Here is a 26,106-nt window from a genome sequence, read left to right as displayed (position 1 = left end):
TATGAAAAGAATTATTTTTATGATTATCAGGTTTTTCCTGAAAATTGTAATTTATCTATATTATGGCGTACTATCAATTCGCGATGATATTAAGACAAAAAAATATACGAATATTAAAGTCAAGAATGACTTCACGGGTGGCAAGGTTATGCTGCTTGCGCTCTATGAGAAATCATCGCTTAGAAATGATACACTTGAGCTGTTAAAAGAAGCGAAGCGCAATAATGTATTTGTTATTGCCGTTAATACCTTAAGGTTAGAAGAACAAAATTACCCTTCTGAGTTAACCGATGTTTATATAGAGCGTGATAATTACGGGCGTGATTTCGGCAGCTATAAAGCAGGGATGAAATATTTCTACGATGCAGGTTTTGAAGAAAAATGTGAACGGTTACTTATCATCAATGACAGTGTGTTTTTCTCAAAGAAAGGCTTGCCTGAATTTGTTAAAAATTTATTTGATACTAACGTTGAAGTAATCGGTGCTACAGAAAACAGTCAGCACTCTCATCACCTTGGCTCATTCTGTATTTCAGTAGCAGGAAAAATAACTAAGAATGAAAAATTCAAAAGTTTTTGGTTAAACTATAAGTCATCGAACGTTAGACCTTTAGTAATAAAAAGAGGTGAGTTCGGTTTAAGTAAGCTTCTTAAATCACTGGTTAATTCAGAGCAAAATTTCAAGTCTCTTTTCAATGTCTCGTTCATGGAGAAAAAGCTTAGCAGTGATGAGGTTTTCTATGAGAATTACTATTACTATCGTCGTGAAGGTGTCAGTGCCTGGACAAATAAATCCATTACCGGCTTAATCGCAAGTGATGAAGTCTTATCATCTTATTATAATAAATACATTCTCTCTAATAAGAGAACTGAAAAGTTGGTATTTGCAAGTGACAATGTTGTGGAATACAACTCTGTTGATAAAGAATATTCAACACTAAGCTCAAGCAAGGTTGATTACTTAGAAGCAGTGAATTTCTTCAGAAATTACTCGCACAAAGAAGCATTGCTAAACAGCCAGTTCAAACAAAGATTGATATCTTTGTATCTGGATGAATTTACGATGGGGTCGCAAATCCACGTTAATTGCCTCGCATTGCATAATTGTGGTTTACCTATAATTAAGCTTGATTTGATGTTCCGCTGCGTTTGTAGCATGAATGATATTATCAAGTTAAGAGATCAGCTTGATGAATCTCAAAGGGAAGAGTTTATGACACTTATCTTGGCTCGTCTGTGCGGTGATAAGTTCCTTGTCGGATTAAATCGTCTGGCGTACCAATTTGGAATTTTGTAATGTCGAATAAGCAAAAATCAGTAGGGTGGGATGACTTCACCTCTGCGTTAAGAAACTTTCACGTTGTAAAAGTGATGGGTGGTCAGGACATTAAGATGCGATACAAACGGTCCAAGATGGGGCCGTTTTGGATCACAATTAGTATGGCAGTTATGATCACGACCATGGGATTAGTTTTTGGTAATCTTTTCAAAACCAATGTCAAAGAGTTTTTGCCCTATCTAACTCTTGGTTTGATAACATGGAGTTTTATCCAAAGCTCCATCTCAGAAGGTTGTGATGCCCTGATATCTTCAGAAGGGATTATTAAGCAGTTACCTGTTCCATTACACGTTCACGTGATGCGTGTAATTTGGAAAAACTTCATCATCTTCCTGCACAATATCGTTATATTCCCTCTGGTTCTGATTGCAGTGCAGAAAAGTGTAGACTGGACTGTTTTCCTAGTGATACCTGGTTTTATCCTGCTGATTTTGAATTTAACCTGGGCATTAATGATTCTTTCGATGATTTGTGCGCGCTTCCGTGATATGACACAAATTGTGTTAAGTATTATGCAGGTTATTTTCTATCTGACCCCAGTAATTTGGATGCCGAAACTTCTCTCACACAGTGCTGCCGCAGCATTACTCACCTTTAACCCTCTTTATCATTTGATTGACTTGGTAAGAGGTCCATTATTAGGTGAGATCCCAATGATGAGCAGTTACATCATTGCTGGCGTTATGGCAGTAGTCGGTTTGGCTCTATCGATTGCGATGACGAGCAAATATAAATACCGCGTTCCTTATTGGGTGTAATGTAATGGCTATTATTAAATTTGAAAACGTGGGTATTGATTTCCCAATATTCAACGCCCAGGCAAGATCGATTAAAAAGAACTTTATCAATTTTGCTACCGGTGGAAAGGTTGGTCAGCACGATGGTAAAGTTGTGGTTTCGGCCCTTAATAATCTTAACTTCGAAATCAAAGATGGCGAGCGAGTCGGGCTAATTGGTCATAATGGTGCGGGTAAAACAACGCTGCTAAGGATGTTTAGTAAAGTCTATCATCCAACCAGCGGCAGCGCTAAGATTGAAGGCGACATTGGTTCGTTAATTTCTATTTCATTAGGGATCAATCAGGAATTTACGGGAAGAGAAAATATCTATATTCGCGGTGCCTTATTAGGATTGCGGAAAAAAGAAATCGATACGCGAATTGAAGAGATCATTGAATTCACCGATCTGGGTGACTTCATTGACATGCCTGTTCGTACTTACTCGTCTGGTATGCAGATGCGTTTAGGGTTTAGTGTTAGTACTATTTTTACTCCCGAAATCCTCCTTATGGATGAATGGCTATCTGTAGGCGACGAAGGCTTTAAAGAAAAAGCTGAAACTCGATTAACCAATATTATTAATGCAACGAAGATATTGATTCTTGCAAGCCATAGTAACGAATTGTTAAGAAAAACCTGTACAAGAATTCTTTGGCTCGAGCACGGCACGGTAAAAATGGACGGTACTCCAGAGGAAGTGTTGCCGTTATATTTCAAGTCAAATATCAAAAAAGGTGATTTGTTAACCAATACATAATCATCCACATTTCTTGTGTGTTTTATCATCGCACCATTCACTACCTTTATTGGTGATAGATGAGTTAACATATTTGCCACTTCAATCACAAACTTGTGTTTGTGACGGTAACTTCAGACAGGAGTAGATAATGTCCAAGCAACAAATCGGTGTTGTCGGTATGGCAGTTATGGGCCGTAACTTGGCTCTTAACATTGAGAGCCGCGGCTACACAGTCTCTATTTTCAACCGTTCACGCGAAAAGACGGATGAAGTCATCGCTGAGAACCAAGGCAAGAAACTGGCACCTTTTTACACCGTTGAAGAGTTTGTTGAATCGCTGGAAAAACCACGTCGTATCCTTTTGATGGTACAGGCTGGTGAAGCTACAGATAAAACGATTGCTTCTTTGACCCCGCATTTGGACAAGGGCGACATCTTGATTGATGGTGGTAACACCTTCTATAAAGATACTGTCCGCCGTAACAAAGAACTTTCTGATCAGGGCTTCAATTTCATTGGTACCGGTGTTTCCGGTGGTGAAGAGGGCGCACTGAAAGGGCCTTCCATCATGCCTGGCGGCCAGAAAGAAGCATATGAATTGGTTGCACCAATTTTAGATAAGATTGCTGCTCGTGCGGAAGATGGCGAAGCTTGTGTTGCTTACATCGGTCCAAACGGTGCTGGTCACTATGTAAAAATGGTGCATAACGGCATCGAATACGGTGATATGCAGCTGATTGCTGAAGCTTATGCACTGTTGAAAGGCGCGTTAGGCCTCGACAATGAAGAGCTGGCAAAAACCTTTACTGACTGGAACAACGGTGAGTTAAGCAGCTACTTAATCGACATCACCAAAGATATCTTCACTAAGAAAGATGAAGACGGTAAATACCTGGTTGATGTGATTCTGGATGAAGCCGCTAACAAAGGCACCGGTAAGTGGACTAGCCAGAGCTCACTGGATCTCGGCGAGCCGCTCTCACTGATCACTGAGTCAGTATTTGCACGCTATCTTTCTTCTCTGAAGACCCAACGTGTTGCAGCTTCTAAAGTGCTGAGCGGCCCTCAGGTTAAAGAATTTACTGGCGATAAGGCTGAGTTCGTCGAGAAAGTCCGTCGCGCTCTTTATCTGGGCAAGATCGTTTCCTATGCTCAGGGCTTCTCACAGTTGCGCGCTGCGTCGGAAGAGAATAACTGGGATCTGCAATACGGTGAAATTGCGAAGATTTTCCGTGCCGGATGCATTATTCGTGCGCAATTCCTGCAGAAGATTACTGATGCATACGCACAGGACGCTAACATTGCTAACCTGCTGCTGGATCCTTATTTCAAGAACATTGCAGATGAGTACCAGCAGGCGCTGCGTGATGTAGTGTCTTACGCCATTCAGAACGGTATTCCAACGCCGACCTTCTCAGCTGCTATTGCTTACTACGATAGCTATCGTTCAGAAGTTCTGCCGGCAAATCTGATTCAGGCTCAGCGTGATTATTTCGGTGCGCATACTTATAAGCGCATTGATAAAGATGGCGTATTCCACACTGAGTGGTTGGATTAAACTATAGAAAAAAAAGCCTCTTTAAGAGGCTTTTTTTTAAACTGACATTGGCTGTATCAAAAATGATGACAGATAATTATGTTTCGAGTTGTCTGCAATAATAATTTCTTCTGAAAGGAGATGATCATAGATTTCAGGGTTAAATTCCTTGAGGAAGCCCGTTCTGAAAAAACAAGCGTTAGGTGTTATTTCTGATGATACTGAGAATGTATGTTTTTCAGCAATGACTTTAATTAGTTCATTTACACCATCACATCTAAATAGATTAACTCTTTTGTTATGTATTTCGTAATCTAATAAACACGTTGTGACTGTAGAAATACCATACTCACAGTATGGTATTAAATCATCAGAACCTTCTATTCCACCGAAATAAATATCTTTATCCATTCCATATAAATATATATTTTTAGGTCTGTAATCTAACGCATTTGAACTGAATGCATGTTCAGATAGTTCTGCAGGGTGAACACACCAAATAAAAACTTCCGCAGGGTTATTTTTAGCATAATTAAATATTTCAGCATAAAAAGCCCTTTTATCTGAAGGTGAATATAGATACCAATTAGTATTAGACGTGATTAAAGTGAATTTTGGTAACTGCCTTGTTTTGTAAGATCCTTTTTTTATTGTTCTTGGATATCCAAATCCCTGATCGCCAAACCACTGTAGCTTTTTATCAGAAATTGATGGCAACATACCACCAAAACCAAAGTAATGTGAACGTGTACTTATTAGTTTTGAGTCATCAGCTAAGTTTATTCCTGTCTGGAACATGCCATGTGGGATTTCGTATATAGGTAATTTCACCTTCAAACAAGCAGAGACAATTTCATTAATTGTAATAGGAATGAATGGAACTACATAGCCCAAGAAAACCACTGCCTTATCCATATTTGGTAAAAGTCCAGCAACAGAATCTTTGTCAAGTATGAATTTTATTTTACTTTCTGGGTTTAATGTTAAATACTCTCTTGCAATTAATTCAAAGTTTTCGGAATATATGTAACTTTCATAACGACTTTGCTCTGCAACAATTAAGGCAAGTTCAAAGTGAGACCTATTAAATGGCAAGTAGATAATGTGACTATAATTCCTATTATTTCCAGCAGAAGTAAAGATACCTTTGATAGTGAAATTATTCATAAACTGTAACCTGCAATTGCTGAGTCATATGCTTTAAGCGAAGCGTTAGTAATAGCTTCCGGATTATCAAATAAATAAGAAAGAGTTGCATACCATTCATCCTCAGTGGAGCATATCCAACCATTTTCGTTATTTTTAATACAATCAACGTATTCTGCAACGGAAGATGCAATAACAGCAACACCCTGAGATGCGGCTTCTATAAACTTGATATTTGATTTAGCATCATTAAAAACTGTTTTTTCTAACGGGACTAAAACGATGTCATGTTTATTAATTTCAGAAAGCATTTCATTAAAATTAACTAATGGTAAAAAATTACACTCTACACCGAGATGTGAAAATATAGACGTTTGGTCGCTAACCATACCTAAGAAACTCAAACAAAACTTATTAGGATAATCTTGCGCCAGTTTCATCAGGGGGCCACTGATTGTACTATAGTCCTTTAAGTGAGTTTTTGATCCTGATAAATACAACACCCGGACTTTTCTACTAATAATTTTTTTGCCTAAACTCTCTCTGGGAAGAAAATACTCTCGAGGTAATTTGTTTTTAGAGATTGTGATGTTCTCAATCAAATCAGAATGTAAATTGGCGATGGTTTTAGTTGAACATACCATCTGGTCTGCGCCTAATAAAATAGATGAGTCTCTGGTCATATCCTTAAGTATTTGATGGTAATCAGAAATACCTGAGCGAACAGCCCCTTTGTACTCCGAGTAATCTGGAAGTAAAAGATCATCCACATCAATTATGATTTTTACATTCAAAGTACGGCAAAGATGCATAAAGTATTTTGTTTTTCGGCTACCATTACTGGGGCGGATGAATACCATCTCTTTTGCTGTAAAAATCTCTTTAACGGAGTCCAGAAAACTCGTGTCCTGATGGATGATTACCGAAGAATTTTTTCGCACTTCTGGGAAGTATCCGCGATAAAGAAAAGAAGCATTTGTCTTAACAGTGTCAAAGAAAATTATTGATTGTCCAGATTCAAAGCGTTCTGATTTTTTTATAGCACGAAAATTAGGTTCAAAAAATTCGCGCCCTTCTTTGTATCCATATGTATAGTAATGATAAGTCCCCGACAATCCGGAGTTTTTTATATCTTGATAGAATGAAAGATATTGTTTTTCATCTAATAAAAGACTTTTGATATACGCATCTGATAAGTCCGGACGCGACCTTGCAAGATTGGATAAAAAATCCGCGAACTGGTCTTGTGAGGGCACATGCGTACTATTCTGTGATTGTGAGTTCGAAGCCGGGTCACTCCGAAGTAGTTTAAAAACAGACGAATATTTCATATGAGTTCAATCTATCAATGGGTTGAAAAAAGAGGATAAAGTCGCCATCCGTTATCATCACGCTTGGGATTTTTCAAATTCGAATGTTATGCTAATGTCCTGGTAAGTGTAAAATTATATTTCTTCGGAGCGTTCATATCAAGGTTTATGATGTGTTGAACAAGCGATATTAAAATGTGTATATGATAAATTAGTAAAAGAGTTAGTGTTAATAAACAATCATAGTTTTAATGTTACTTTGCGAGTTGATAAAATGAACTATTTGAAGCAACTGTACCAGCAGCATGAAGGTAAATCTTCGGATAAATGGGATATTTATCTCGATGTATATGATGAACTTTTTTTTGACCGGCGCTCTAATGTGTCAAGTTTTTTAGAAATTGGCGTACAAAACGGAGGTTCGCTTGAAATTTGGAGTAAATACTTTTCTTCGGCTCAACATCTGGTTGGCTGTGATATAAATCCTGATTGTGCCAAATTAAATTATGACAATCCTTCAATCGAAGTGGTAATAGGAAACTCATCAACAGTTGAAATAAAAGAAAAAATTTTATCAATTTCCTCTGCATTTGATGTGATCATTGATGATGGCTCACATGTTTCTTCGGATATAATAAAATCTTTCTTGCTTTACTTTCCATTAATTGCTGATGATGGGATATATATCATTGAAGATCTTCATGCAAGTTATTGGGAAAGCTTTGAAGGTGGGTTGTATTATCCCTATTCTTCAATGTCATTCTTAAAAAAACTTGCAGATGTTCCAAATCAGGAGCATTGGGGTGTTAAGCGTGATGCGAAAGATTATTTATCTCCATTTTATCGTTTTTATAATTGTGAATCCATTGATAGTGTAGACTACTCAACTATTCATTCAGTTACTTTTGTGAATTCATTATGTGTAATAAAAAAGAAAAAATCAGAAAGTAACATTCTTGGTTCTCGTCATATCGCAGGAACTGAGTGGGATGTTTTTTCAAGAAATAAAAACTCGCAGGGTTTAAAAATAAATTGTATACCACAAGAGAAAAACATCTGGAGCCAACTTGATACATTCCCTGAAATGGAATGGACAAAGTTAGTTACGAATGGAGTTGATAACGAAAATATTAATATTTCTTTGCAACAACAAATTGAACTTTCTCAACATGAATTAAATGTTAAGATTAAAACTTTGCTCAATGAGATTAGTCAAAAAGAGTTGTCTTACGAAAACTTATTAGAAGAAAATGCTCGTATTTCTGTGAAGCTAAAAAATATTACTACAGAAAATCATGCAATACTAACCTCTAATAGCTGGAGGATTACCCAGCCTCTAAGAGCTTTAATGAGAAAGTTTAAACGTAACTGAGTACTGGTTTTTATTGAAATTGAACAAAATTTGTTGGCCCACTTATCTTGTTGGGCCAAATATTCAACCCTATTTAGTTCTAGAATTACACCACCAACAACTCCCCCCGTCTCCCAGCATTCTCCCCAGCTAACCGCACCACCAACATCCCCGCCGTCACAAACTTGGTCAAATTCCTCGCATACAACACGCCACCAAACTCTGCCACCAGCGGCATCACCTGGTCAGTAATCGGGTCAACAACCTCAGCCACCACTTCCCCAGCCTTAATCCACTCGCCCAAATTACGTCGGTAAAACACCAATCCAGATTGCGCCGCATGGATATACTCACATCCCGCCAGCGCCGTCGCCGGATGAATAAGGGCAGGGGATTCACCCACTTCACCGGCAATATAGCCGCCCTCAATCAGCGCATTGATAATCGCGTCAGCATCTTTCTCCGCCATCTCAGGCGATACATCCGCCACACCGCGCAGTTCCAGCGTCACCGGCAGCAAGCCGCGCGGCATTGGATACTCATCACCAAAACGCTCTGCCAATGTTAGCCACGGCTCACAGCAAGCCTCATCAAACGGTTCACCGCCAGATATCTGCGCCAGCAACTGCACTTCACTGCCTAACCAACGCGCCAACGGTTCAATGTCCGGCCATGCGTGCGGCGTGGTGTAGAGGTGTGGCAGCGCATCCCAGTCACAATGCAGATCAATCATCAAATCGGCCTGGCTCGCCATACGCATCAGCGTAAAGCGCTGGGCATCCAGTTCGGTGCGGGCAATGCGGTCACGATAATGGCGATCAATCGCTTCCCTGATCAGGCGTTTGTTTTCGTATTCACTTTGCGTCAGTGAGCCAGCGAGTTCTTCAACTAAGGCTTCACCCAATTCCGGGAAGCGGCGGTTAAAGTCTTGTCCTGATAACGTATGGAAACGCCCCAAATGGCTACCATGCCAATGCTGTCCCATGGCTAAAGGATTCGCCACCGGCACCAATGTGATTTTGGATTTGAGTTGTCCGGCAGATTCCAGCGCCAGCAGTTTCTGTTTCAAGTACCACGCCACTGCCATGCCCGGCAGCTCATCACCATGCAGCGCAGCCTGAATGTAAACGCGTTGCTGTGAATCCGTACCGAAGTGGAAGCTAACAATTTCGCGTTGCGTGCCCAGCGAGGCGCTTAATAGAGGATGATGTTGTTGTTGCATAACGCTATCGATGTCCTTTATTCATGGCACGCTTTCAGCGACGCCAGATGCATTTTCTGATGGAATTATAGTGCTGAGTGCAAAAAGGGCGGCAAAAAAGCCGCCCAAAAGATTACTGCTGGATGGAGATGTCAGTCGCGAAGTACTGTTTCTGAATTTTATCGAAAGTGCCGTTGTTCTTCAGTTCGGCAAACGCGTTATCCAGTGCGGTTTTCAGTTCGGTGTCGCCTTTACGCAGACCAATCGCGGTGCCCGGACCGATAATTGGGTCCTGCACAATCGGGCCGGCTAATTCGAAATCTTTACCCTGCGGATGTTTCAGGAAGCCATTGGCGGCTTGAGCGGCATCAGTAAACACCACGTCAAGTCGACCCGAAATCAGGTCGCTTTCTACCTGCGCCTGATCGCCATAAGGTACAACCTGCACGCCATGCGGCTGCCATTTTGCCAGCGCATAACGCTCCTGCACGGTGCCCTGCTCAACGCCCACGGTTTTGCCTTTCAGCGATTCAGCGGTTGGCAGCAGGCCAGAACCTTTACGCGCAATCAGCTGCGTATGGGTGTCGTACAGCGGCACGGTGAAATCAATCTGCTTCAGACGTTCTTCGGTGATGCCCATATCCGACAGGATGGCGTCGAACTTACGCGCTTTAAGCGCCGGGATCATGCCATCGAACTGGCTCTCCACCCACACGCATTTGGCCTGCATCTGCTGGCACAGCGCATTACCGAGATCGATATCAAAACCGACCAGTTTGCCCTGCGGCGTTTTTGATTCGAAAGGAGGATAGGTAGGATCCACTGCGAAACGCACCTGATCAATTTTTGCCTGCGCACCAAACGCGCAACCTGCCAGCACAGCCAGCGCCAGCGTGTGACGCAGGCGGGCGGTTAAACGAGAACTTGCCATAATATCGGTCTTCTTTTGATGTGATGTTGAGTCAGAAAGAGTACCGCTCAGGGCCTGGCAAGGCAATTAGAGGATTATTTTCATCACGTTACCATTATGCAGTACCTGGTAATCTGCAATGTTGAGCACTACCGATTGCTCCAGCAATCCGGCATTGAAGGCGATTTCGTCATAGCGTTCAAACAGCAGCGGATCGACCACCAGCTGTAAATCAGGATGGAAGCTAAACGGCGGAATAGCCCCAAATACGCAGCCGGTCAGCGTATCTACTTCCGCAGGCGAGGCCAGCGAAGCACGGCGACCGCCAACCGCTGCAGCAACCTTGCTGAGATCCGCTTGCTGATCGGCAGGCAGCACCGCCAGCACATGTTGCTTGATGCCGTTGCCTTTCACATGACACACCAGCGCCTTCGCACCTTGACCCACTTGCGTACCACGAATCGCTGCCACCGCTTCGCACTTGCCGGTCGCTTCATGCTCCATCACGCGATAGCGCGCCTGATGTTGGTCAAGCAGGGCGATCAATTTTTCATGTGTGGTCATGGTGTTTTCCATTATCTAAACGTGGGTTTTGAGCAGTAAGCTGCTCAAAACTAGCCAGAAAAGCCAATTTTGAGCAGCATGTTGCACAATCTGCTATTTATGACGCGCGCGCAGATTATTGATGATGGTGCTCAAATCCAGCTCCTGATCTTGCAACAGCACCATCAGGTGATAAAGCAGATCCGAAGCTTCATTGGTCAACTCGTGACGATCGTTAACCGTTGCCGCCAACGCCGTTTCCACGCCTTCTTCACCCACTTTCTGCGCGATACGCTTGGTGCCGCTGGCATAAAGCTTCGCAGTGTACGAACTCTCAGGGTCGGCGCTTTTGCGCGAAGCCAGCAGCTGCTCGAGCTGATAGAGGAACGTCCAGTCTGGCGCAGCCGGTGAGAAGCAGCTGGAAGTGCCGAGATGGCATGTTGGGCCAATCGGATTGGCCAGCACCAGCAAGGTATCGTTGTCGCAATCCGGCGTAATGCTCGCCACTTGCAGGAAGTGGCCCGAGGTTTCGCCTTTGGTCCATAAACGGTTTTTGGTGCGAGAGAAGAAGGTGACGTTGCCCTCGCTGAGGGTTTTTTGCAGCGCTTCTTCATTCATATAACCGTGCATCAGCACTTCGCCGGAAACGTTGTGCTGGACGATAACGGGCATCATGCCCGCGGTTTTGACCCAATCCAGCCTGGCCAGTTGTTCTGCAGTTAACACGCGCGAATCTCCACACCGTTGTCGATCAGGAAGTTTTTCAACTCGCCGATATTGATAATTTGTTTGTGAAACACCGAAGCTGCCAGCGCACCATCGACGTTCGCCTGCTCAAAGGCGTCGAGGAAGTGCGGCATAGTGCCTGCGCCGCCGGAGGCGATCAGCGGCACTTTGCAGACATCGCGCACTTTCTTCAGCTGCACCAGATCGTAGCCGTTACGCACGCCATCCTGATTCATCATGTTGAGAACGATTTCGCCCGCGCCCAGCTTCTGCACTTCCTGCACCCAATCCAGAGTTTCCCACGTGGTCACTTTGGTGCGCGCTTCGTCGCCGGTGTACTGATTGACGTGATATTTGCCGCTCGCTTCGTCAAACCAGGTATCGATGCCCACTACGATGCACTGCACGCCAAAGCGATCGGCCAGACGCGTAATCAGCGTCGGGTCGGCTAAGGCCGGCGAGTTGATGGAAATCTTGTCGGCACCAAACTGCAGAATGCGCGCCGCGTCTTCTTCGCTCTTAATGCCGCCCGCCACGCAGAAAGGAATATCGATCACTTCCGCTACGCGCGACACCCAGCTTTTGTCCACGACGCGGCCATCCGATGAGGCGGTGATATCGTAGAACACCAGCTCGTCCGCACCTTCCTGCGCATAACGCTGCGCCAGCGGCACGATGTCGCCGATGATTTCGTGGTTGCGGAACTGAACGCCTTTCACCACTTGCCCGTCACGCACATCGAGACAAGGAATTATCCGTTTTGCCAGCATGCGATTGCCTCCGCCACCGTGAATTTATCTTCCAGTAACGCGCGACCAACGATCACGCCCTGTGCGCCGCTGCCGCGTAACGCCGCGATGTCATCCAGCGAACCGATGCCGCCTGAAGACTGAAAAGCGATGTCGGGGAAGGCCGCAGACACTTCTTTATACAGCGCGACGTTGGATCCGCTCAGCGTGCCGTCGCGCGAAATGTCAGTGCACAACACATGCCTGAGGCCAACCGGTTGATACCAGCCAATCACCTCTTCCAGCGTCACGCCCGCCGCTTCCTGCCAGCCGCTGATCGCCACTTCTTTGCGATTGTTGGCATCAATGCGCACATCTAATGCCAGCACGATGGCGTCGGCGCCAAACTCGTTAAACCAGCTTTTCACTTCTTCCGGTTGCTTCACCGCGGTGGAACCGACCACCACGCGCGTGGCGCCCGCTGCCAGCAGCGCCGCCACATCATCGCGATGGCGGATGCCGCCGCCAACCTGTACCGGCACGGTCACGCCGCGCAGTAAGGTGGTGAGCAGGGGAATCTGACGTTTGGCCGGATCTTTCGCGCCGGTCAAATCCACCAGATGCAGCACTTCAGCGCCCTGGCGTTGGTAATCCTGTAAGCGCGGCAGCGGATCGCTACCGTAATCGCGCTGCTGGCCGTAATCGCCCTGATGCAGGCGCACCACTTTGCCGTCGATTAAATCTAATGCGGGGATAATCATCACATCTCCAGGAAATTTTTCAGCAGCTGCGCGCCGGCTTTGCCCGAACGCTCCGGGTGGAACTGCACGCCGAAGAAGTTATCTTTCTGCAGGGCAGCGGTGAACGGATAGCCGTAATCGCACTGGGCGATAGTGGCGGCATTCACCGGCATGGCGTAGCTGTGCACGAAGTAGAAGTAGCTGCCATCGGGAATGTCGCGGAACAGATGATGGCCGGCTTTAGCGGTGATCTGGTTCCAGCCCATGTGCGGCAGCGGTAAATCCTGCGTGTCCATCAGCGTGACGGGCTCATCAACCAGGCCGAGCGTGGTGACGCCGCCATTCTCATCGCTACCGCGACCGAGCAGCTGCATGCCGAGGCAAATACCGAGCACCGGCTGAGTACAGGCTTTGATTAAGTCGATGAGATCGCGCTCCTGCAGCTGATTCATCGCCGCCTGCGCGGTGCCCACGCCGGGCAGCAGCAGCTTGTCGGCATGCAGCACCACATCCGGGTCGCGGCTCACCTGCGGCGTGTAGCCGAGGCGCTCAATCGCCCACTTCACCGAAGACAGGTTGGCGCAGCCGGTATCGAGGATCACCACGTTCATCACAGCACTCCTTTCGAGCTCGGCAAGGTGTTGCCTTCCACGCGAATCGCCTGGCGCAGCGTGCGGCCAAAGGCTTTGAACAGGCTTTCCACACGATGGTGATCGTTGCGGCCTTTGGTTTTCAGGTGCAGCGTGCTCATCATCGCGTAGGATAGCGAGCTGAAGAAGTGCTCGACCATCTCGGTGCTGAGATCGCCCACGCGCTGGTAGCTGAACTCGGCTTTGAATTCGATGTGCGGACGGCCGGAGATATCCAGCGCGCAGCGCGCCAGGCACTCATCCATTGGCAGCACAAAGCCGAAACGGCCGATGCCACGTTTGTCGCCCAGCGCTTTCAGCAGCGCTTCGCCGAGCGCCAGACCGGTATCTTCCACGGTGTGGTGATCGTCGATGTAGAGATCGCCTTTCACATCAATGTTCATGCGGAAGCCGCCGTGCACCGCAATCTGGTCCAGCATGTGATCGAAGAAGCCGACGCCGGTGTTAATTTTGCTGCCGCCTTCACGATCCAGCCACACTTCGACTTTGATCTGCGTCTCTTTGGTGTTGCGTTGCACCAGCGCGTAACGATCGCGTTTGGTCAGGCGCGCCTGAATCGCATCCCAATCTTCGCCTTCCGCGCCGTAACGCAGGCCCTGAATGCCCATGTTCTGCGCCAGCTGAATATCGGTGAGACGATCGCCAATCACGTAGCTGTTGGCGGTATCGAGCGCACCGGCGGCCAGCCAGGCTTCCACCATTTTGGTCTTCGGCTTGCGGCAATCGCAGTTATCTTCCGGCATATGCGGGCAGATCAGGATGTCGCTGAAATTCACGCCTTGTGAGCGGAGAATCTGCATCATCAGGTTGTGCGGGCCGTCAAAATCGGCCTGCGGGAAGCTGTCGGTGCCGAGGCCATCCTGATTGGTGATCATCACCAGCTGATAGCCCGCTGCCTGCAACGCCAGCAGCGCCGGAATGGCGTTCTTCTCAAACGCCAGTTTCTCCATGCGATCCACCTGATAATCAGTGGGTGGCTCAGAGATGATGGTGCCGTCGCGGTCGATAAAAAGGATCTTCTGACTCATGCTTGCTCCACTGATAAGGCTTGCAGCGCGGCGATCAGCCGCTCGCACTCTTCACGGGTGCCGATGGAGATGCGCAGGCATCCCGCAAGGCCGGGGTTTTTGTTTTGGTCGCGCAGAATAATGCCTTGATCCCACAGCGTTTTAAACACTTTTGGCGAATCAGTGAAGCGCGCCAGAATGTAGTTGGTTTCACTCGGGAACACCTGCTGCACCACGCTAATCTGCGGCAACTGCTCAAACAGCCAGGCACGATTGGCGTTCAGCTCGGCAACGTGTTGACGCATGAGCGCGATGCCTTGCTCGCTCAGCGCTTGTCCCGCCACATCCGCTACCGGCGTCGCCAGCGGATAGGGCGCAATCACCTTCATCAGCAGATCGATCACCGGCTTGTTCGCCAGAGTGAAGCCGCAGCGCAAACCGGCCAGCGCAAAGGCTTTGGACAGCGTGCGCAGAATCACTAAGTGCGGATATTCCTGCAGCCAGCCCGCCAGCGTCGCGTCCGGGCAGAACTCGATATAGGCTTCATCGGCCACCACCAGCGCTTTACCGGCGGTCATCGCCAGCAGCGCGCGGATGTCATCCTGATTGATCAGGTTGCCGGTCGGATTGTTCGGGCTGCACATATAGACGACTTTCACGCCGTCGAGCTGGTCGGCAATCGCCGGCAAGTTCAGCTGCCAGTCATCAAGTGCCGCCACGGTGCGGTATTCAATGCCGATGGTTTCGGCGCTGACGCTGTACATGCCGTAGGTTGGCGGGCAGAACAGAATCGCATCTTTGCCCGGCTCGCAAAACGCGCGCATCAGCAGTTCGATACCTTCATCCGCACCGCGGCTGACCACAACCTGCTCCGGCGTCAAACCGGCGTAAGCGGCGTAGCGCTCAATGACAATCTTTGGCTGGCATTCCGGATAGCGGTTCAGCGTCTGCTGCGACAGCTCAAACGGCACCGGCAGCGGGAATTCGTTGGCATTCAGCCACACATCACCGTTACCACCCAGACGACGCGCCGATTGATACGGCGTCAGCGCTCGCACGTTGGCGCGCGCTAACTCTTCAATATTAAGGCTCATGCTTGCTCCTTCAGCGCGGCAACACGCAGGGTAACGGCATTTTTGTGGGCTTCCAACTGCTCGGCGGCGGCCAGCGTTTCAATCGTCGCGGCAAGATTGAGGAAGCCTTGCGGCGTCAGCTCTTGCACCGTCATACGCTTCTGGAAATCGGCCAGGCCAAGGCTGGAACAGGTCGCGGTGTAGCCGTAGGTCGGCAGCACGTGGTTAGTGCCGGACGCATAATCGCCCGCGGATTCCGGGGACCAGTCGCCAAGGAATACCGAACCGGCGCTGGTGATGCTTTCGACCAGATCGCGCGGCTGACGCGTCTGAATGATCAGGTGTTCCGGGCCGTACAGGTTGGAGATCTCAATGCACTGCTCCAAATCGCGCAGCACAATCAGGCGGCTGCTCGCTAATGCCTGACGCGCGGTAGCCGCACGTGGCAGCTGCGCCAGTTGCTCTTCAACCGCTTGCGCCACGCCTTCGGCCAGTTGCAGCGATGGCGTCAGCAGAATCACCTGCGAATCCGGGCCGTGTTCCGCCTGCGACAGCAAATCAGATGCCACGAATGCGGGCGTGGCGCCTTCATCGGCGATCACCAGCACTTCCGATGGACCGGCCGGCATATCAATTGCCGCGCCATCTAAACGCTGGCTAACCTGACGTTTGGCTTCGGTGACGTACGCGTTGCCTGGGCCAAAAATCTTGTCCACTTTCGGCACGGTTTCGGTGCCGAAGGCAAGGGCGGCGATGGCTTGTGAACCGCCCACCTGAAACACCTCTTTCACGCCACACAGCTGGGCTGCGTAAAGAATTTCATCGGCAATCGGCGGCGGCGAGCACAGCACCACGCGACCGCAACCGGCGATGCGTGCCGGTGTCGCCAGCATCAATACGGTTGAGAACAGCGGGGCGGAACCGCCAGGAATGTACAAACCCACCGATTTCACCGGACGGGTAATCTGCTGGCAGCGCACGCCAGGCTGAGTTTCCACATCCACTTCCGCCAGAATCTGCGCGTTGTGGAAAGTCTCGATATTACTCACGGCCACGGCCATCGCCTGCTTCAGTGTGTCGCTCAGACGATCGCTGGCCGCTTGCATCTCTTCGGCGCTGACGCGCAGGTTATCCACCTGCGCTTTATCGAAGCGCGCGCTAAATACACGCAGCGCCGCATCGCCGCTCTCTTTCACTTGCACTAACACGTCGCGCACGATCTGGCTGATAGTTTCTGAAGCCGAAATCGCCGGACGCATCAGCAGCGCTTGCTGCTGCTCTGCGCTACATTGCTGCCAATCAATGGGTGTCATCAGCGTGCTCATGGTATTACTCCAACATTTTTTCAATTGGCAGCACGAGGATCGAGCTGGCACCCAGCGACTTCAGCTTTTCCATGGTTTCCCAGAACAGCGTTTCGCTGCTCACCATGTGCATCGCCACGCGGCTCACATCGCCGGCCAGCGGCAGCACGGTTGGACGCTCAGCACCCGGCAGCAACGCAATCACCTCATCCAGGCGCTCGCTTGGCGCGTGCAGCATGATGTACTTGGATTCACGCGCTTTAATTACGCCCTGAATACGCGTCATCATTTTGTCGACCAGCTCTTGCTTGGCGGCAGGCAGTTCGCCATCGCGCTGAATCAGCACCGCTTTAGAGCGGTAGATCACTTCCACTTCGCGCAGGCCGTTGGCTTCCAGCGTGGCGCCGGTTGAAACCAGGTCACAAATCGCATCGGCCAAACCCGCGCGTGGTGCGACTTCAACCGATCCGTTCAGCAGGCAGGATTTAAAGGCGACGCCTTGTTTATCGAGGTATTTCTTCAGCAGGTGTGGATAAGAGGTGGCGATGCGGGCGTTATTCAGGCATTGCGGGCCGGTGTACTCTTCATCAACCGGCATCGCCAGCGACAGGCGACAACCGCCGAAATCCAGACGACGCAGCGTGAAGTAACGCGGATCTTCGCCCTGAGCACGGCGATTCAGCAGCTCCTCTTCCAGCACGTTTTCACCGACGATACCGAGATCGACCACGCCATCCATTACCAGGCCAGGGATATCGTCATCGCGCACACGCAGGATGTCGATCGGCATGTTCTCCGCAAACGCAATCAGACGCTGCTGCTGAAGGTTAATTTTGATACCGCAGCGTGCCAGCAGTTCGCGTGATTCATCACTTAAACGGCCAGATTTCTGCATAGCTATGCGAATACGGGTGTTATCTAACATGGTTCCTGTCCTCTTATTCAATCCTGTCTGAACGTATTGGTTGGCGTTCGCCCATAAAAAAACCCCCGGAAGATGATCTTCCGGGGGCTCTCTTTGCGTTCGCACCACTGGAAGATCCTAATCGTCTCCCAGCACACATCGCCTGAAAGACTAGTCAGGGTGATGGTGATGATGGTGGTTGAACTGAACGCGTGTCATAGTAAATTCCGTTGCTGAATGAGTATTCATTTGCGTGCTGAATAACCTAACGAAGATGGTGACAATTGGCAACCCTTTTTTAACCGTCAATTTCCGGAATCTCCCGAAACAGTTTGCGCTGGTTTGGCACATCTACCCGCACTAAGATGAAGTGTGAGCCCATAGCAGGAGTCGATATGAAAAAGGTCGCGATTGTAGGTCTGGGATGGCTGGGTATGCCGCTGGCGATGGCGCTAACGGCACGCGGCTGGCAGGTCACCGGCAGTAAAACCTCGCCGGATGGCGTGGACGCCGCACGCCGCTGTGGCATTGAAGCCTTCCAACTGGTGCTGACCCCCGAACTGGAGTGTGAAGCCGAAGAGTTAGATACGCTGATGGCAGTCGATGCGCTGGTGGTGACGTTACCTGCCAGCCGCACGGTGAAAGGCGGTGAAGATTACATGCAGGCGGTGCAGAACGTGGTGGATACCGCGCTGGCGAAGAAAGTGCCGCGCATTATTTTCACCAGCTCAACCTCAGTGTACGGCAGCGGTGAGGGCGTAATGAAAGAGAGCAGTCCGCTGCAGCCGGAAACCGTCGCCGGCAAGACGTTAGTGGAGCTGGAGAACTGGCTGCACGATCTGCCCGGTACCAGCGTAGACATTGTGCGTCTCGCGGGATTAGTGGGGCCGAATCGTCATCCGGGGCGTTTTCTTGCGGGCAAAACCGGGCTGGAAAACGGCGGTCATGCGGTCAATCTGGTGCATCTCGATGATGTGGTGGATGCGATTGTGCTGCTGTTGCAAACCCCGAAAGGCGGGCATGTTTACAATTTGTGTGCCTCGAAACATCCGTCGCGCGACAGTTTCTATCCCAGCGTTTCGAAGCAGCTGGGGCTTGAGCCACCGACGTTTGTCGCTGAGCCCGAGCGTTCTAACGGCAAGGTGATTGATGGCTCGAAGATCGCGAGTGAGCTGGGGTTTGAGTATACGTATGATGACCCGATGAAAATGCCGTTAGAGTAATTATATATAGCCCAATCATTTTAAAACTGATTGTTAATATTGATGAATATTTGAATGTTGTTGAATATAAGGCCGCAAGTGCGGCCTAAAAAACTCAAAATATGAGTGTTTTATTATTGGCTGTTTTTATTCACATCATACTGAAAAACTTTACCCATTGAGTCACGTTCGACAACAGTAACTATCACATAATCTGGTTTATAATTTAATATTATTTCTTTTATTTTTTCAGGTGTTACTCTTGCATGATGTATCTGAAGGGTTTCGGAAAAAGTTACTGCCATTAACCTAGACATTGCCGTGCCAAATGAATCTCTTAACCAAACAACCTTTTTATTATTCAAGGCATTAGGCGATTTTATCAGAAGGTTTTCTTGGGGTGAATCAATCGGTGTGTTTTTACCATTATAAATTACTTTACCGGTAGAGTATGAAGATTCAATTATATTATAATTGCTAATTGATTTGTTTTTAATCGTAACATTGACGTCATTAAGGAAATCACCAGACCTTTGAAAATGAGATAAATCACCAGGTGCTCTAGGATACTGGTCAAACTCTAATTTTTCTGAAGGCCAAATTAATCCATCATTATTGTTTTTTGATTTCTCTTCAAGAGCTTTAAAAGCAAGAGATGCACCTAATTCATTCCAGTGTGTATCCGTCTTGAAATATAATGGATTACTGTTATTACCCTTTTCAGACCTAATTTTAGAGAATGTATCTACATAAACAGAAGGATTTAAGGAAAGCAACTTTTGAGGAATTTGATTAGCGTTAGGCTCATACCAATCAGGCATATATTCAGGATAAATGCTCTCTTTATCGGGACCAATTACTATATAGAACCTTTTGCAATCAAGGCTATTTAAATATTCTGACCAACTGTTGATGGATTTATTTACACTTTGAATTTGGTCCTCAAAGGATTTTTCCCCATTAATTTTTTTCATTAATGTTTGGTTGAAATCTTTGCCTAAAAATAACCATCCATCCTTACCTTGATAAACACTGCTGGGATCTATAGATATACCAAGTTTATTACCAAGGCTGCCGAGTACTGATAAAATGGGATCAATATTGTAGGCCTGATTCAAAGCACCATGTAAGCTTTTTGCTTTGTAAAATGTTATGCCGTCATAAAGTCTATATGCTGGAAGTGCAAGAACCGAAAGAATAAAAATTAACAAGAAGGTGATGGATTTAGTCTTCATAGTTACCTCAGAAATTAAAATAGAGAAATACCGCACTTTCTGAGTGCAGACTAAGATAAACAGCCATGGATGAAATGAAGGCCAATATGACGATTTTAAAATAACCAATCCTTTGGCCAATTATTATTTCTTGTGAGTTTTTCAATGAGCAGCAAAGTAATGCTATCGCTGACATGATAAAGACTGAGGAATATGCTGCTATACCATATGAGATGTTTTTAGCTACCCATCCTGCAATTTGTCCATATCGTGATAGATCATTCAAGGGCAGTTGTTCAAGAGAAATGTTTCTCATATTGGAAATCGTAAACATATTAGAAAGAATAGTGGAGGCTTGTCCAAAACTTTCAGACCTGAAAAAAACCCAACTGATATTTACAAACATGAATGTTATAAACCAAGCAATAGGTTTGTACATCCGCATGCCAGTAGCTTTCCAGGCGCGATGAATAATAAGGGCTGCGCCGTGCATTGCTCCCCAAAGTACGAATAACCAACTTGCACCATGCCATAAACCAGCAATAGTAAAGGTGAAGAATAGGTTGAAGTAAGTCCTAAACGGAGAAAGTCTATTTCCGCCTAAAGGTATATATATGTAATCGCGTAAATATCTGCCCAGTGTAATGTGCCATCTCCTCCAAAAATCTTGTATATCAACAGCTTTATAAGGAGAGTTAAAATTTATAGGAAGCATGATGTTAAACAGCAAGGCAGCACCAATTGCCATATCACAATAGCCACTAAAATCGAAATATAATTGGAAGGTGTATGATAAACTCGTCGCCCATGCGCTATAAAAATCATGTACATAGCCCGGAGAGTATCCTTCTTGCGCAAATACCGCAAACGTGTCAGCAATAATTACTTTTTTTATCAATCCAATTGAAAAAATGCATAGTCCAGAAAGTATATTGGAAAAATTAACTTTGTTATTATTATGATCTTTAAATTGCGGCATCATTTCGCCATGATGGAGGATTGGCCCCGCAATCAAATGAGGAAAGAACGTTACAAAAAGAATGTAATTGATAAAGCTATATTCTTTAACTTTTCCTTTATAGCTATCCACCAAAAAAGCAATTTGAGTGAATGTGAAGAAACTTATTCCAAGAGGGAGTAATAAATGAAGAGGAGTGAAACTATTATCAAAAAATGAGTTTACGTTCTCGAGGAAAAAATTAGAGTATTTATAATATCCCAGAGCGCCAATATTTATAAGTATGCCAAATATTAAAATATATTTTCTTTTTTGACTTTTAATGTCATCTTTAGGTGTAATTATATTTCCGATCACGAAGTTGAAAATGATTGATGAGAGAAGTAAAGGTATATATTTCACCTCCCAATAACCATAGAAAAACAAACTAGCCAGACATAACCATGCTTTACTGGTTTTATAGAAACCATATTTGTTTAGTGAAAAATAAACAATTGCGCATATAGGTAAAAATACGAAAATAAAGTATGAAGAGCTGAAAAGCATCAAATCACCCGAAAATTTGTAAATGCTAAAGTGCCAATGTAAGGTTATTATAATCTAATTGTTTTGATATTGACAAGGATAACGAGCGGAAGTCAGAGGAGAGTTTTAATAAAAGTTATGATGTGCATCACACTGATAATTTACAATTAAAAATAATTTTTCAGTTTAGATATAAATTAGCTAGCACCTCTTAAATGAAAAATGCTAGCTAAACACTGGGATGATTATTTATTTTTTGATCAGTTCCATTGACCAACCTGGGGGATTAGTATGGATTAATACTTTCTCACCATTCTTTGCCTTATTAAAGACAGCAACGTCTTTATCGTAGCCGACATTGTCCAGAGGAGGCATTCGATAAGATACAGTTAAAGATGAAAATAGAGTTATACAGAACAGTAAGATAATAGTATAAGGCCTAACTTTTATCCGACTCATTATTATTAAGCTTAAGCAAAAAATGCCCATACCGCTCAGTATGAAATAGCGACATCCTACGATAGGAATTAGGAAGAGAGGCCACTGTTCCTCGCTATGATTTATAACAGGCTTATATAGTGATACGAGTAGCGTGAAGAATACATAACAAAATGCAGCTTTATATCTCCAGTCCATTTTTACCAGAAAGAAAAATGATGAGATTATAAAAACGAGTGATATAAATGCATTAATAATAGGTTTCCCAATTATCCATTGGACGTTGTTTAAATCAAAAAATGCACCAAGAATGACTTTGTACGACATTATTTCAAAAAAGAGCGGTATTGTAGCTCCAAGACTTGAAGGTGTTCTGGTGTTGTCGCCAAACATAACCGAACCAGCTTGAATCAACATACAACAAGCGAAAACAACATCGAAAGTGTTAATGCCTTTTATGGCATTTAATATTGAACCTCTTTCATAATATCTTTTTATCGCAAGTGAAGGGGCGAGCAACGCAATGAATGGACCGCTAATACCTGATAAAATTAGAACAAGTATATCATGTGTTTTCCATACAATGTTTTTAGAGTCTTTAGCTAAAATAACGGCCAAAAGATAGATTGCAAGATAGGTGTGAGCATTTGTGATGTTTACATATGCTTCTTGTATGTTGGGTTGAAAAAGGAAGTATAAGCAAAATGCCAGTCTAAAGCGCATATCGATGTAATTAAATCGACTGGTCATAATGAAAACAACAAATAAGCAGCGGAGTGAAATTGCTATAGATGTTGATATGAGAGCAACATAACTAAGTCCAAATGACGAGGCAATTGCCATTGTTATTTTAGGAAGAGACTGATAATATCCATCTCTTGGAGTCATTATGGAAGTTAGAAACCCTTGATTCCACACTGGTTCTAAAAATGCCTTACCATCCTCTGCCCATAACTGTGGATGATTTATAATGTCAGGTCGTCTAGTGATAATAATAACTGCCGCTACTATAAATATGGCAATAAAATACCAGGGTGATAATTTGTCTTGTTTTGAAATCATGATTCACCTTTAAAGCTTTACATGCAAACAGCTGTTGAAATTAAAGCGAATTTAAAATGCTATTTTATTTGCTTCCTGGATACGATATATCTTGGTCGGCCTTTAGTCTCAACATAAATCCTACCAATATATTCCCCAAGCACGCCAATCCCAATGAGCTGTACGCCACCTAAAAACAGCATTGAAACCATAATTGAAGGATAACCTTTAACAGGGTTGCCCCAGAATATAGTATCAATCAGCATCCATGCGCCATAGATGAATGAAAGGGCAGCGACGACAAGTCCGAGATAAGTCCAGATCCGAAGTGGGAAGGTTGAAAACGAAGTAATCCCTTCAAGCGCAAGATTCCACAGTTTCCAGCCATTAAATTTTGTTGTACCAGCAACACGTTCAGCGCGAATATATTCAATGACCGCAGTTTTGCCGCCGACCCAGCTGAGAACACCTTTCATAAACAGGTTACGTTCCTGCAGCAGTTTAATATTTTCCACTACGTCACGTGACATTAAGCGGAAATCACCTACGTTTTCTTCGATCTTCGGCGAACTGATCTTGTTATGCAGTTTGTAAAACCACTCGGCAGTCTTACGCTTTAGATGAGAGTCGGTGCTGCGATCAACACGTTTCGCCAGAACAATATCCGCGCCCAATTGCCATTTATCAACCATCAAAGGAATGACATCTATAGGATCTTGTAAATCCACATCGATTGGAATGATGGCATCGCCAGTTGCCGCTTCAAGGCCAGCGAAAAGGGCCGGTTCTTTACCAAAATTGCGTGTGAACGAAATATGTTTGACTAAATCATCATTAGCCTCAATTTCATTGAGAACCGCTTCTGTGCTGTCTGTGCTGCCATCGTTTATAAAAACGATTTCAATATTATATTTTTTAAAAGGTTTAAATTCGCGTACTGCTTTATAGAAGAGGGGAATGGCTTCCTCTTCATTCAATACAGGAACAATCAGAGAAAATTTCATTTACTCGTCCTAAACACGAAAAACTTAGAGTAGGCGAAGCCGCAAACCAAGCTGAGTGCAGAGAAGAAAACCAATGTAATAATTGGATTAATGTGCAGATAGTCAGCTGTCCAGCCCACGGCTGTTGCCATTGCGCCCATGAAGCAGATATAGAGAAGATATCGGGTGGTGGTCGCTTCTGCATTAAACGTCCATTTTGCGTTAGCAAAGAAGGAAAAGGTTACCGCAACACAAAACGCCACGAGGTTAGACAGGGATTGGCTACCAATGATGGCAAAAAGTGCGGCAAATACGCCCCAATGAATGAGCGTATTAATTACACCTACAGAAGTGTATCTGGCGAACAACCTCAACATTTTGCAGCCCAAAAATTAAAGAGCCCGATCCTGACATTACTGCTGTTTTATAGCAAGTTTTGGTAAAGGAATGTCGAGAAATTGTAATCAGTGGTTCACACCCCAAACCGATCCCTTAACGCATACCACGCCGCCCCCATTGCGGTGAGCGGCACCTTAAACCTTCTCCCACCTGGAAACGGCAGATGCGGCAATTTTGCGAACGCATCAAATCTCTCGGCGTGCCCACGCAGCACTTCAGCAATCAACTTTCCTGAAAGATGGGTACAGGTCACGCCATGTCCGCTGTCGCCCTGCATAAAGAACGCATTCTTCTCCACCTGCCCAAACTGCGGCATGCGCGATAGCGTGAGCAGGAAATTTCCGCTCCAGCGGTGGCTGATTTTGATGTCACGCAGCTGCGGAAAAGTGCGCAGCAACTTAGGGCGAATCAGCGCTTCGATGTCATCCGGCTCGCGCGCACCATAAACTACGCCGCCGCCGTAGAGCAGGCGGTTATCGGCGGTGAGGCGGAAGTAGTCGAGCAGATAATTACAATCTTCAACGCAGTAATTGTTCGGCAGCAAACCCAAAGCCTGATCGCGCGTTAAAGGTTCGGTGGTGACGATCTGCGAGCCGCACGGCATGCTTTTGCCCGTCAGGCGCGGTTCAAGCTGTGACGGCAAGTAAGCGTTACCGGCAAAAATCACGAAGGTGGCGCTGACTTCGCCCTTAGCGGTTTTTATGCGATGCGGTGCGCCGTATTTCACTTCAATCGCCGCCGACTGCTCATAAATGCGCCCGCCGTGACGGCGAATCGCTTCGGCTTCGCCCAATGCGAGATTAAGCGGATGCAGATGCCCGCCGCGCTTATCGAGTAAGCCACCGACGTAGCGATCGGTCGCCACTTCGCGCCGAATGCCGCGTTCGTCGAGCAGCTCCAAATCGTGATTGCCATAGCGTGCCCAAAGGGCTTTTTGGCTGCGCAGATGGCCCATTTGCCGCTGATTCAGTGCGGCGAAAATGCCGCCGGGACGATAGTCGCAGGCGATAGCGTAACGGTCGATGCGGTCGCGAATAATCTCCGCGCCTTCAAACATCATGCTGCCAAGCATTTGTGCGGTCTGTTTGCCGTAGCGCTGCTCAATCACATCCACGTCGCGGCTGTAGGAGTTGACGACCTGGCCGCCGTTGCGGCCGCTGGCGCCAAAGCCGATTTTCGCCGCTTCAAGCAGCACCACGTCGTAACCGGCTTCGGTGAGAAACAGCGCGGATGAAAGTCCGGTAAAACCGCCGCCAATGATGCAGACATCGCACTGCACCGACTCTTGCAGCGCCGGCCACGGCTCATGGGCGTTGGCGGTAGCGGCGTAATAACTTCCCACATGTTGCATTAAATCCT

Annotated in this window: 26 protein-coding genes and 1 other annotated feature; of the genes, 6 read left to right on the top strand and 20 right to left on the bottom strand. The window is 46.3% G+C overall.

Translation table 11 applies throughout. From position 1 onward, the window contains the following. Position 1 precedes the first annotated feature (1 nt). From AAF463_RS12615 to gndA, 4 genes are all read left to right on the top strand, one after another. A complete protein-coding gene (locus AAF463_RS12615; RefSeq protein ID WP_110866656.1) occupies positions 2–1,297 on the top strand; it encodes a rhamnan synthesis F family protein in 1,296 nt (431 codons plus the stop codon). Then, positions 1,297–2,097 (top strand): ABC transporter permease, encoded by an 801-nt coding sequence (locus tag AAF463_RS12610; RefSeq protein WP_101763379.1) that lies wholly within the window; start codon positions 1,297–1,299, stop codon positions 2,095–2,097. Before AAF463_RS12615 ends, AAF463_RS12610 begins: the two co-directional genes overlap by 1 nt. Before the next feature lie 4 nt (positions 2,098–2,101). Beyond that, positions 2,102–2,875: an ABC transporter ATP-binding protein gene (locus AAF463_RS12605; RefSeq protein WP_101763380.1), complete on the top strand. Its 774-nt coding sequence runs from the start codon at positions 2,102–2,104 to the stop codon at positions 2,873–2,875. 130 nt (positions 2,876–3,005) lie between these two features. Then, positions 3,006–4,415 carry an NADP-dependent phosphogluconate dehydrogenase gene (gene gndA / locus AAF463_RS12600; RefSeq protein ID WP_101763381.1) on the top strand — a complete coding sequence of 470 codons (1,410 nt, stop codon included), beginning with the start codon at positions 3,006–3,008 and terminating at the stop codon, positions 4,413–4,415. Between the two features lie 36 nt (positions 4,416–4,451). Here the strand turns inward: gndA and AAF463_RS12595 are convergent, their stop codons facing one another. Both AAF463_RS12595 and AAF463_RS12590 read right to left on the bottom strand, forming a co-directional pair. Beyond that, positions 4,452–5,561 carry a hypothetical protein gene (locus AAF463_RS12595; RefSeq protein ID WP_350260884.1) on the bottom strand — a complete coding sequence of 370 codons (1,110 nt, stop codon included), beginning with the start codon at positions 5,559–5,561 and terminating at the stop codon, positions 4,452–4,454. Then, positions 5,558–6,796 carry a glycosyltransferase gene (locus tag AAF463_RS12590; protein WP_192411537.1) on the bottom strand — a complete coding sequence of 413 codons (1,239 nt, stop codon included), beginning with the start codon at positions 6,794–6,796 and terminating at the stop codon, positions 5,558–5,560. The genes AAF463_RS12595 and AAF463_RS12590 overlap by 4 nt, the downstream gene beginning before the upstream one ends. Positions 6,797–7,076: 280 nt before the next feature. Between AAF463_RS12590 and AAF463_RS12585 the strand changes: the two genes are divergently transcribed. Further along, positions 7,077–8,222: a class I SAM-dependent methyltransferase gene (locus AAF463_RS12585; RefSeq protein ID WP_350260883.1), complete on the top strand. Its 1,146-nt coding sequence runs from the start codon at positions 7,077–7,079 to the stop codon at positions 8,220–8,222. Positions 8,223–8,307: 85 nt separating this feature from the next. Here AAF463_RS12585 and AAF463_RS12580 read toward each other — a convergent pair whose 3' ends face one another. The 12 genes from AAF463_RS12580 to hisL form a co-directional block, all read right to left on the bottom strand. Then, a complete protein-coding gene (locus AAF463_RS12580; RefSeq protein ID WP_350260882.1) occupies positions 8,308–9,423 on the bottom strand; it encodes a succinylglutamate desuccinylase/aspartoacylase family protein in 1,116 nt (371 codons plus the stop codon). Positions 9,424–9,535: 112 nt separating this feature from the next. Then, on the bottom strand, positions 9,536–10,333 hold the full coding sequence (locus AAF463_RS12575; protein ID WP_350260881.1) for an ABC transporter substrate-binding protein: 798 nt from the start codon (positions 10,331–10,333) through the stop codon (positions 9,536–9,538). A 66-nt stretch (positions 10,334–10,399) separates the two neighbouring features. Further along, entirely contained in the window at positions 10,400–10,876 is a 477-nt protein-coding gene (locus tag AAF463_RS12570; RefSeq protein WP_350260880.1) for a YbaK/prolyl-tRNA synthetase associated domain-containing protein, read from the bottom strand. A gap of 93 nt (positions 10,877–10,969) precedes the next feature. Then, positions 10,970–11,581, bottom strand: a complete 612-nt coding sequence (gene hisIE / locus AAF463_RS12565; RefSeq protein ID WP_101763386.1) for a bifunctional phosphoribosyl-AMP cyclohydrolase/phosphoribosyl-ATP diphosphatase HisIE — start codon at positions 11,579–11,581, stop codon at positions 10,970–10,972. After that, a complete protein-coding gene (gene hisF / locus AAF463_RS12560; RefSeq protein ID WP_137386100.1) occupies positions 11,575–12,351 on the bottom strand; it encodes an imidazole glycerol phosphate synthase subunit HisF in 777 nt (258 codons plus the stop codon). The genes hisIE and hisF overlap by 7 nt, the downstream gene beginning before the upstream one ends. Beyond that, positions 12,333–13,070 (bottom strand): 1-(5-phosphoribosyl)-5-[(5-phosphoribosylamino)methylideneamino]imidazole-4-carboxamide isomerase, encoded by a 738-nt coding sequence (gene hisA, locus AAF463_RS12555; RefSeq protein WP_101763388.1) that lies wholly within the window; start codon positions 13,068–13,070, stop codon positions 12,333–12,335. Before hisA ends, hisF begins: the two co-directional genes overlap by 19 nt. Beyond that, positions 13,070–13,660 (bottom strand): imidazole glycerol phosphate synthase subunit HisH, encoded by a 591-nt coding sequence (hisH, locus tag AAF463_RS12550; RefSeq protein ID WP_101763389.1) that lies wholly within the window; start codon positions 13,658–13,660, stop codon positions 13,070–13,072. The genes hisA and hisH overlap by 1 nt, the downstream gene beginning before the upstream one ends. Then, positions 13,660–14,727, bottom strand: a complete 1,068-nt coding sequence (gene hisB / locus AAF463_RS12545) for a bifunctional histidinol-phosphatase/imidazoleglycerol-phosphate dehydratase HisB (protein WP_137386098.1) — start codon at positions 14,725–14,727, stop codon at positions 13,660–13,662. Before hisB ends, hisH begins: the two co-directional genes overlap by 1 nt. Beyond that, positions 14,724–15,800 (bottom strand): histidinol-phosphate transaminase, encoded by a 1,077-nt coding sequence (gene hisC, locus AAF463_RS12540; protein ID WP_350260879.1) that lies wholly within the window; start codon positions 15,798–15,800, stop codon positions 14,724–14,726. The genes hisB and hisC overlap by 4 nt, the downstream gene beginning before the upstream one ends. Continuing rightward, on the bottom strand, positions 15,797–17,104 hold the full coding sequence (gene hisD / locus AAF463_RS12535) for a histidinol dehydrogenase (RefSeq protein WP_350260878.1): 1,308 nt from the start codon (positions 17,102–17,104) through the stop codon (positions 15,797–15,799). Before hisD ends, hisC begins: the two co-directional genes overlap by 4 nt. Positions 17,105–17,108: 4 nt before the next feature. After that, positions 17,109–18,008, bottom strand: coding sequence for an ATP phosphoribosyltransferase (hisG, locus tag AAF463_RS12530; RefSeq protein ID WP_008104821.1), 900 nt, complete (start codon positions 18,006–18,008; stop codon positions 17,109–17,111). 53 nt (positions 18,009–18,061) lie between these two features. Beyond that, positions 18,062–18,183 (bottom strand) — a sequence feature (His leader region). Next, positions 18,159–18,206: a his operon leader peptide gene (gene hisL, locus AAF463_RS12525; RefSeq protein ID WP_100396937.1), complete on the bottom strand. Its 48-nt coding sequence runs from the start codon at positions 18,204–18,206 to the stop codon at positions 18,159–18,161. It overlaps the preceding feature by 25 nt. Before the next feature lie 176 nt (positions 18,207–18,382). On the opposite strand from hisL, the gene AAF463_RS12520 reads away from it, so the two are divergent. Further along, on the top strand, positions 18,383–19,210 hold the full coding sequence (locus tag AAF463_RS12520; protein WP_277973780.1) for an SDR family oxidoreductase: 828 nt from the start codon (positions 18,383–18,385) through the stop codon (positions 19,208–19,210). A gap of 113 nt (positions 19,211–19,323) precedes the next feature. Here AAF463_RS12520 and AAF463_RS12515 read toward each other — a convergent pair whose 3' ends face one another. The 6 genes from AAF463_RS12515 to AAF463_RS12490 form a co-directional block, all read right to left on the bottom strand. Then, positions 19,324–20,424 carry a hypothetical protein gene (locus AAF463_RS12515; RefSeq protein WP_350260877.1) on the bottom strand — a complete coding sequence of 367 codons (1,101 nt, stop codon included), beginning with the start codon at positions 20,422–20,424 and terminating at the stop codon, positions 19,324–19,326. A 7-nt stretch (positions 20,425–20,431) separates the two neighbouring features. Continuing rightward, on the bottom strand, positions 20,432–21,763 hold the full coding sequence (locus AAF463_RS12510; RefSeq protein ID WP_350260876.1) for an MBOAT family O-acyltransferase: 1,332 nt from the start codon (positions 21,761–21,763) through the stop codon (positions 20,432–20,434). A 372-nt stretch (positions 21,764–22,135) separates the two neighbouring features. Beyond that, on the bottom strand, positions 22,136–23,386 hold the full coding sequence (locus AAF463_RS12505) for a glucosyl transferase (RefSeq protein ID WP_192411548.1): 1,251 nt from the start codon (positions 23,384–23,386) through the stop codon (positions 22,136–22,138). A gap of 59 nt (positions 23,387–23,445) precedes the next feature. After that, positions 23,446–24,369: a glycosyltransferase family 2 protein gene (locus AAF463_RS12500; protein ID WP_350260875.1), complete on the bottom strand. Its 924-nt coding sequence runs from the start codon at positions 24,367–24,369 to the stop codon at positions 23,446–23,448. Beyond that, on the bottom strand, positions 24,366–24,725 hold the full coding sequence (locus tag AAF463_RS12495) for a GtrA family protein (RefSeq protein WP_350260874.1): 360 nt from the start codon (positions 24,723–24,725) through the stop codon (positions 24,366–24,368). The genes AAF463_RS12500 and AAF463_RS12495 overlap by 4 nt, the downstream gene beginning before the upstream one ends. Positions 24,726–24,820: 95 nt before the next feature. After that, positions 24,821–26,098 (bottom strand): FAD-binding oxidoreductase, encoded by a 1,278-nt coding sequence (locus tag AAF463_RS12490; RefSeq protein ID WP_101763397.1) that lies wholly within the window; start codon positions 26,096–26,098, stop codon positions 24,821–24,823. Between the last annotated feature and the right edge of the window lie 8 nt (positions 26,099–26,106).

Source organism: Pantoea sp. BJ2, from assembly GCF_040255075.1.
In the GTDB taxonomy this organism is placed as follows: Bacteria; Pseudomonadota; Gammaproteobacteria; order Enterobacterales; family Enterobacteriaceae; genus Pantoea; species Pantoea leporis.
The sequence above is the reverse complement of the archived record's forward strand: the minus strand, read 5'-3'. Positions and strand labels throughout refer to the sequence as shown.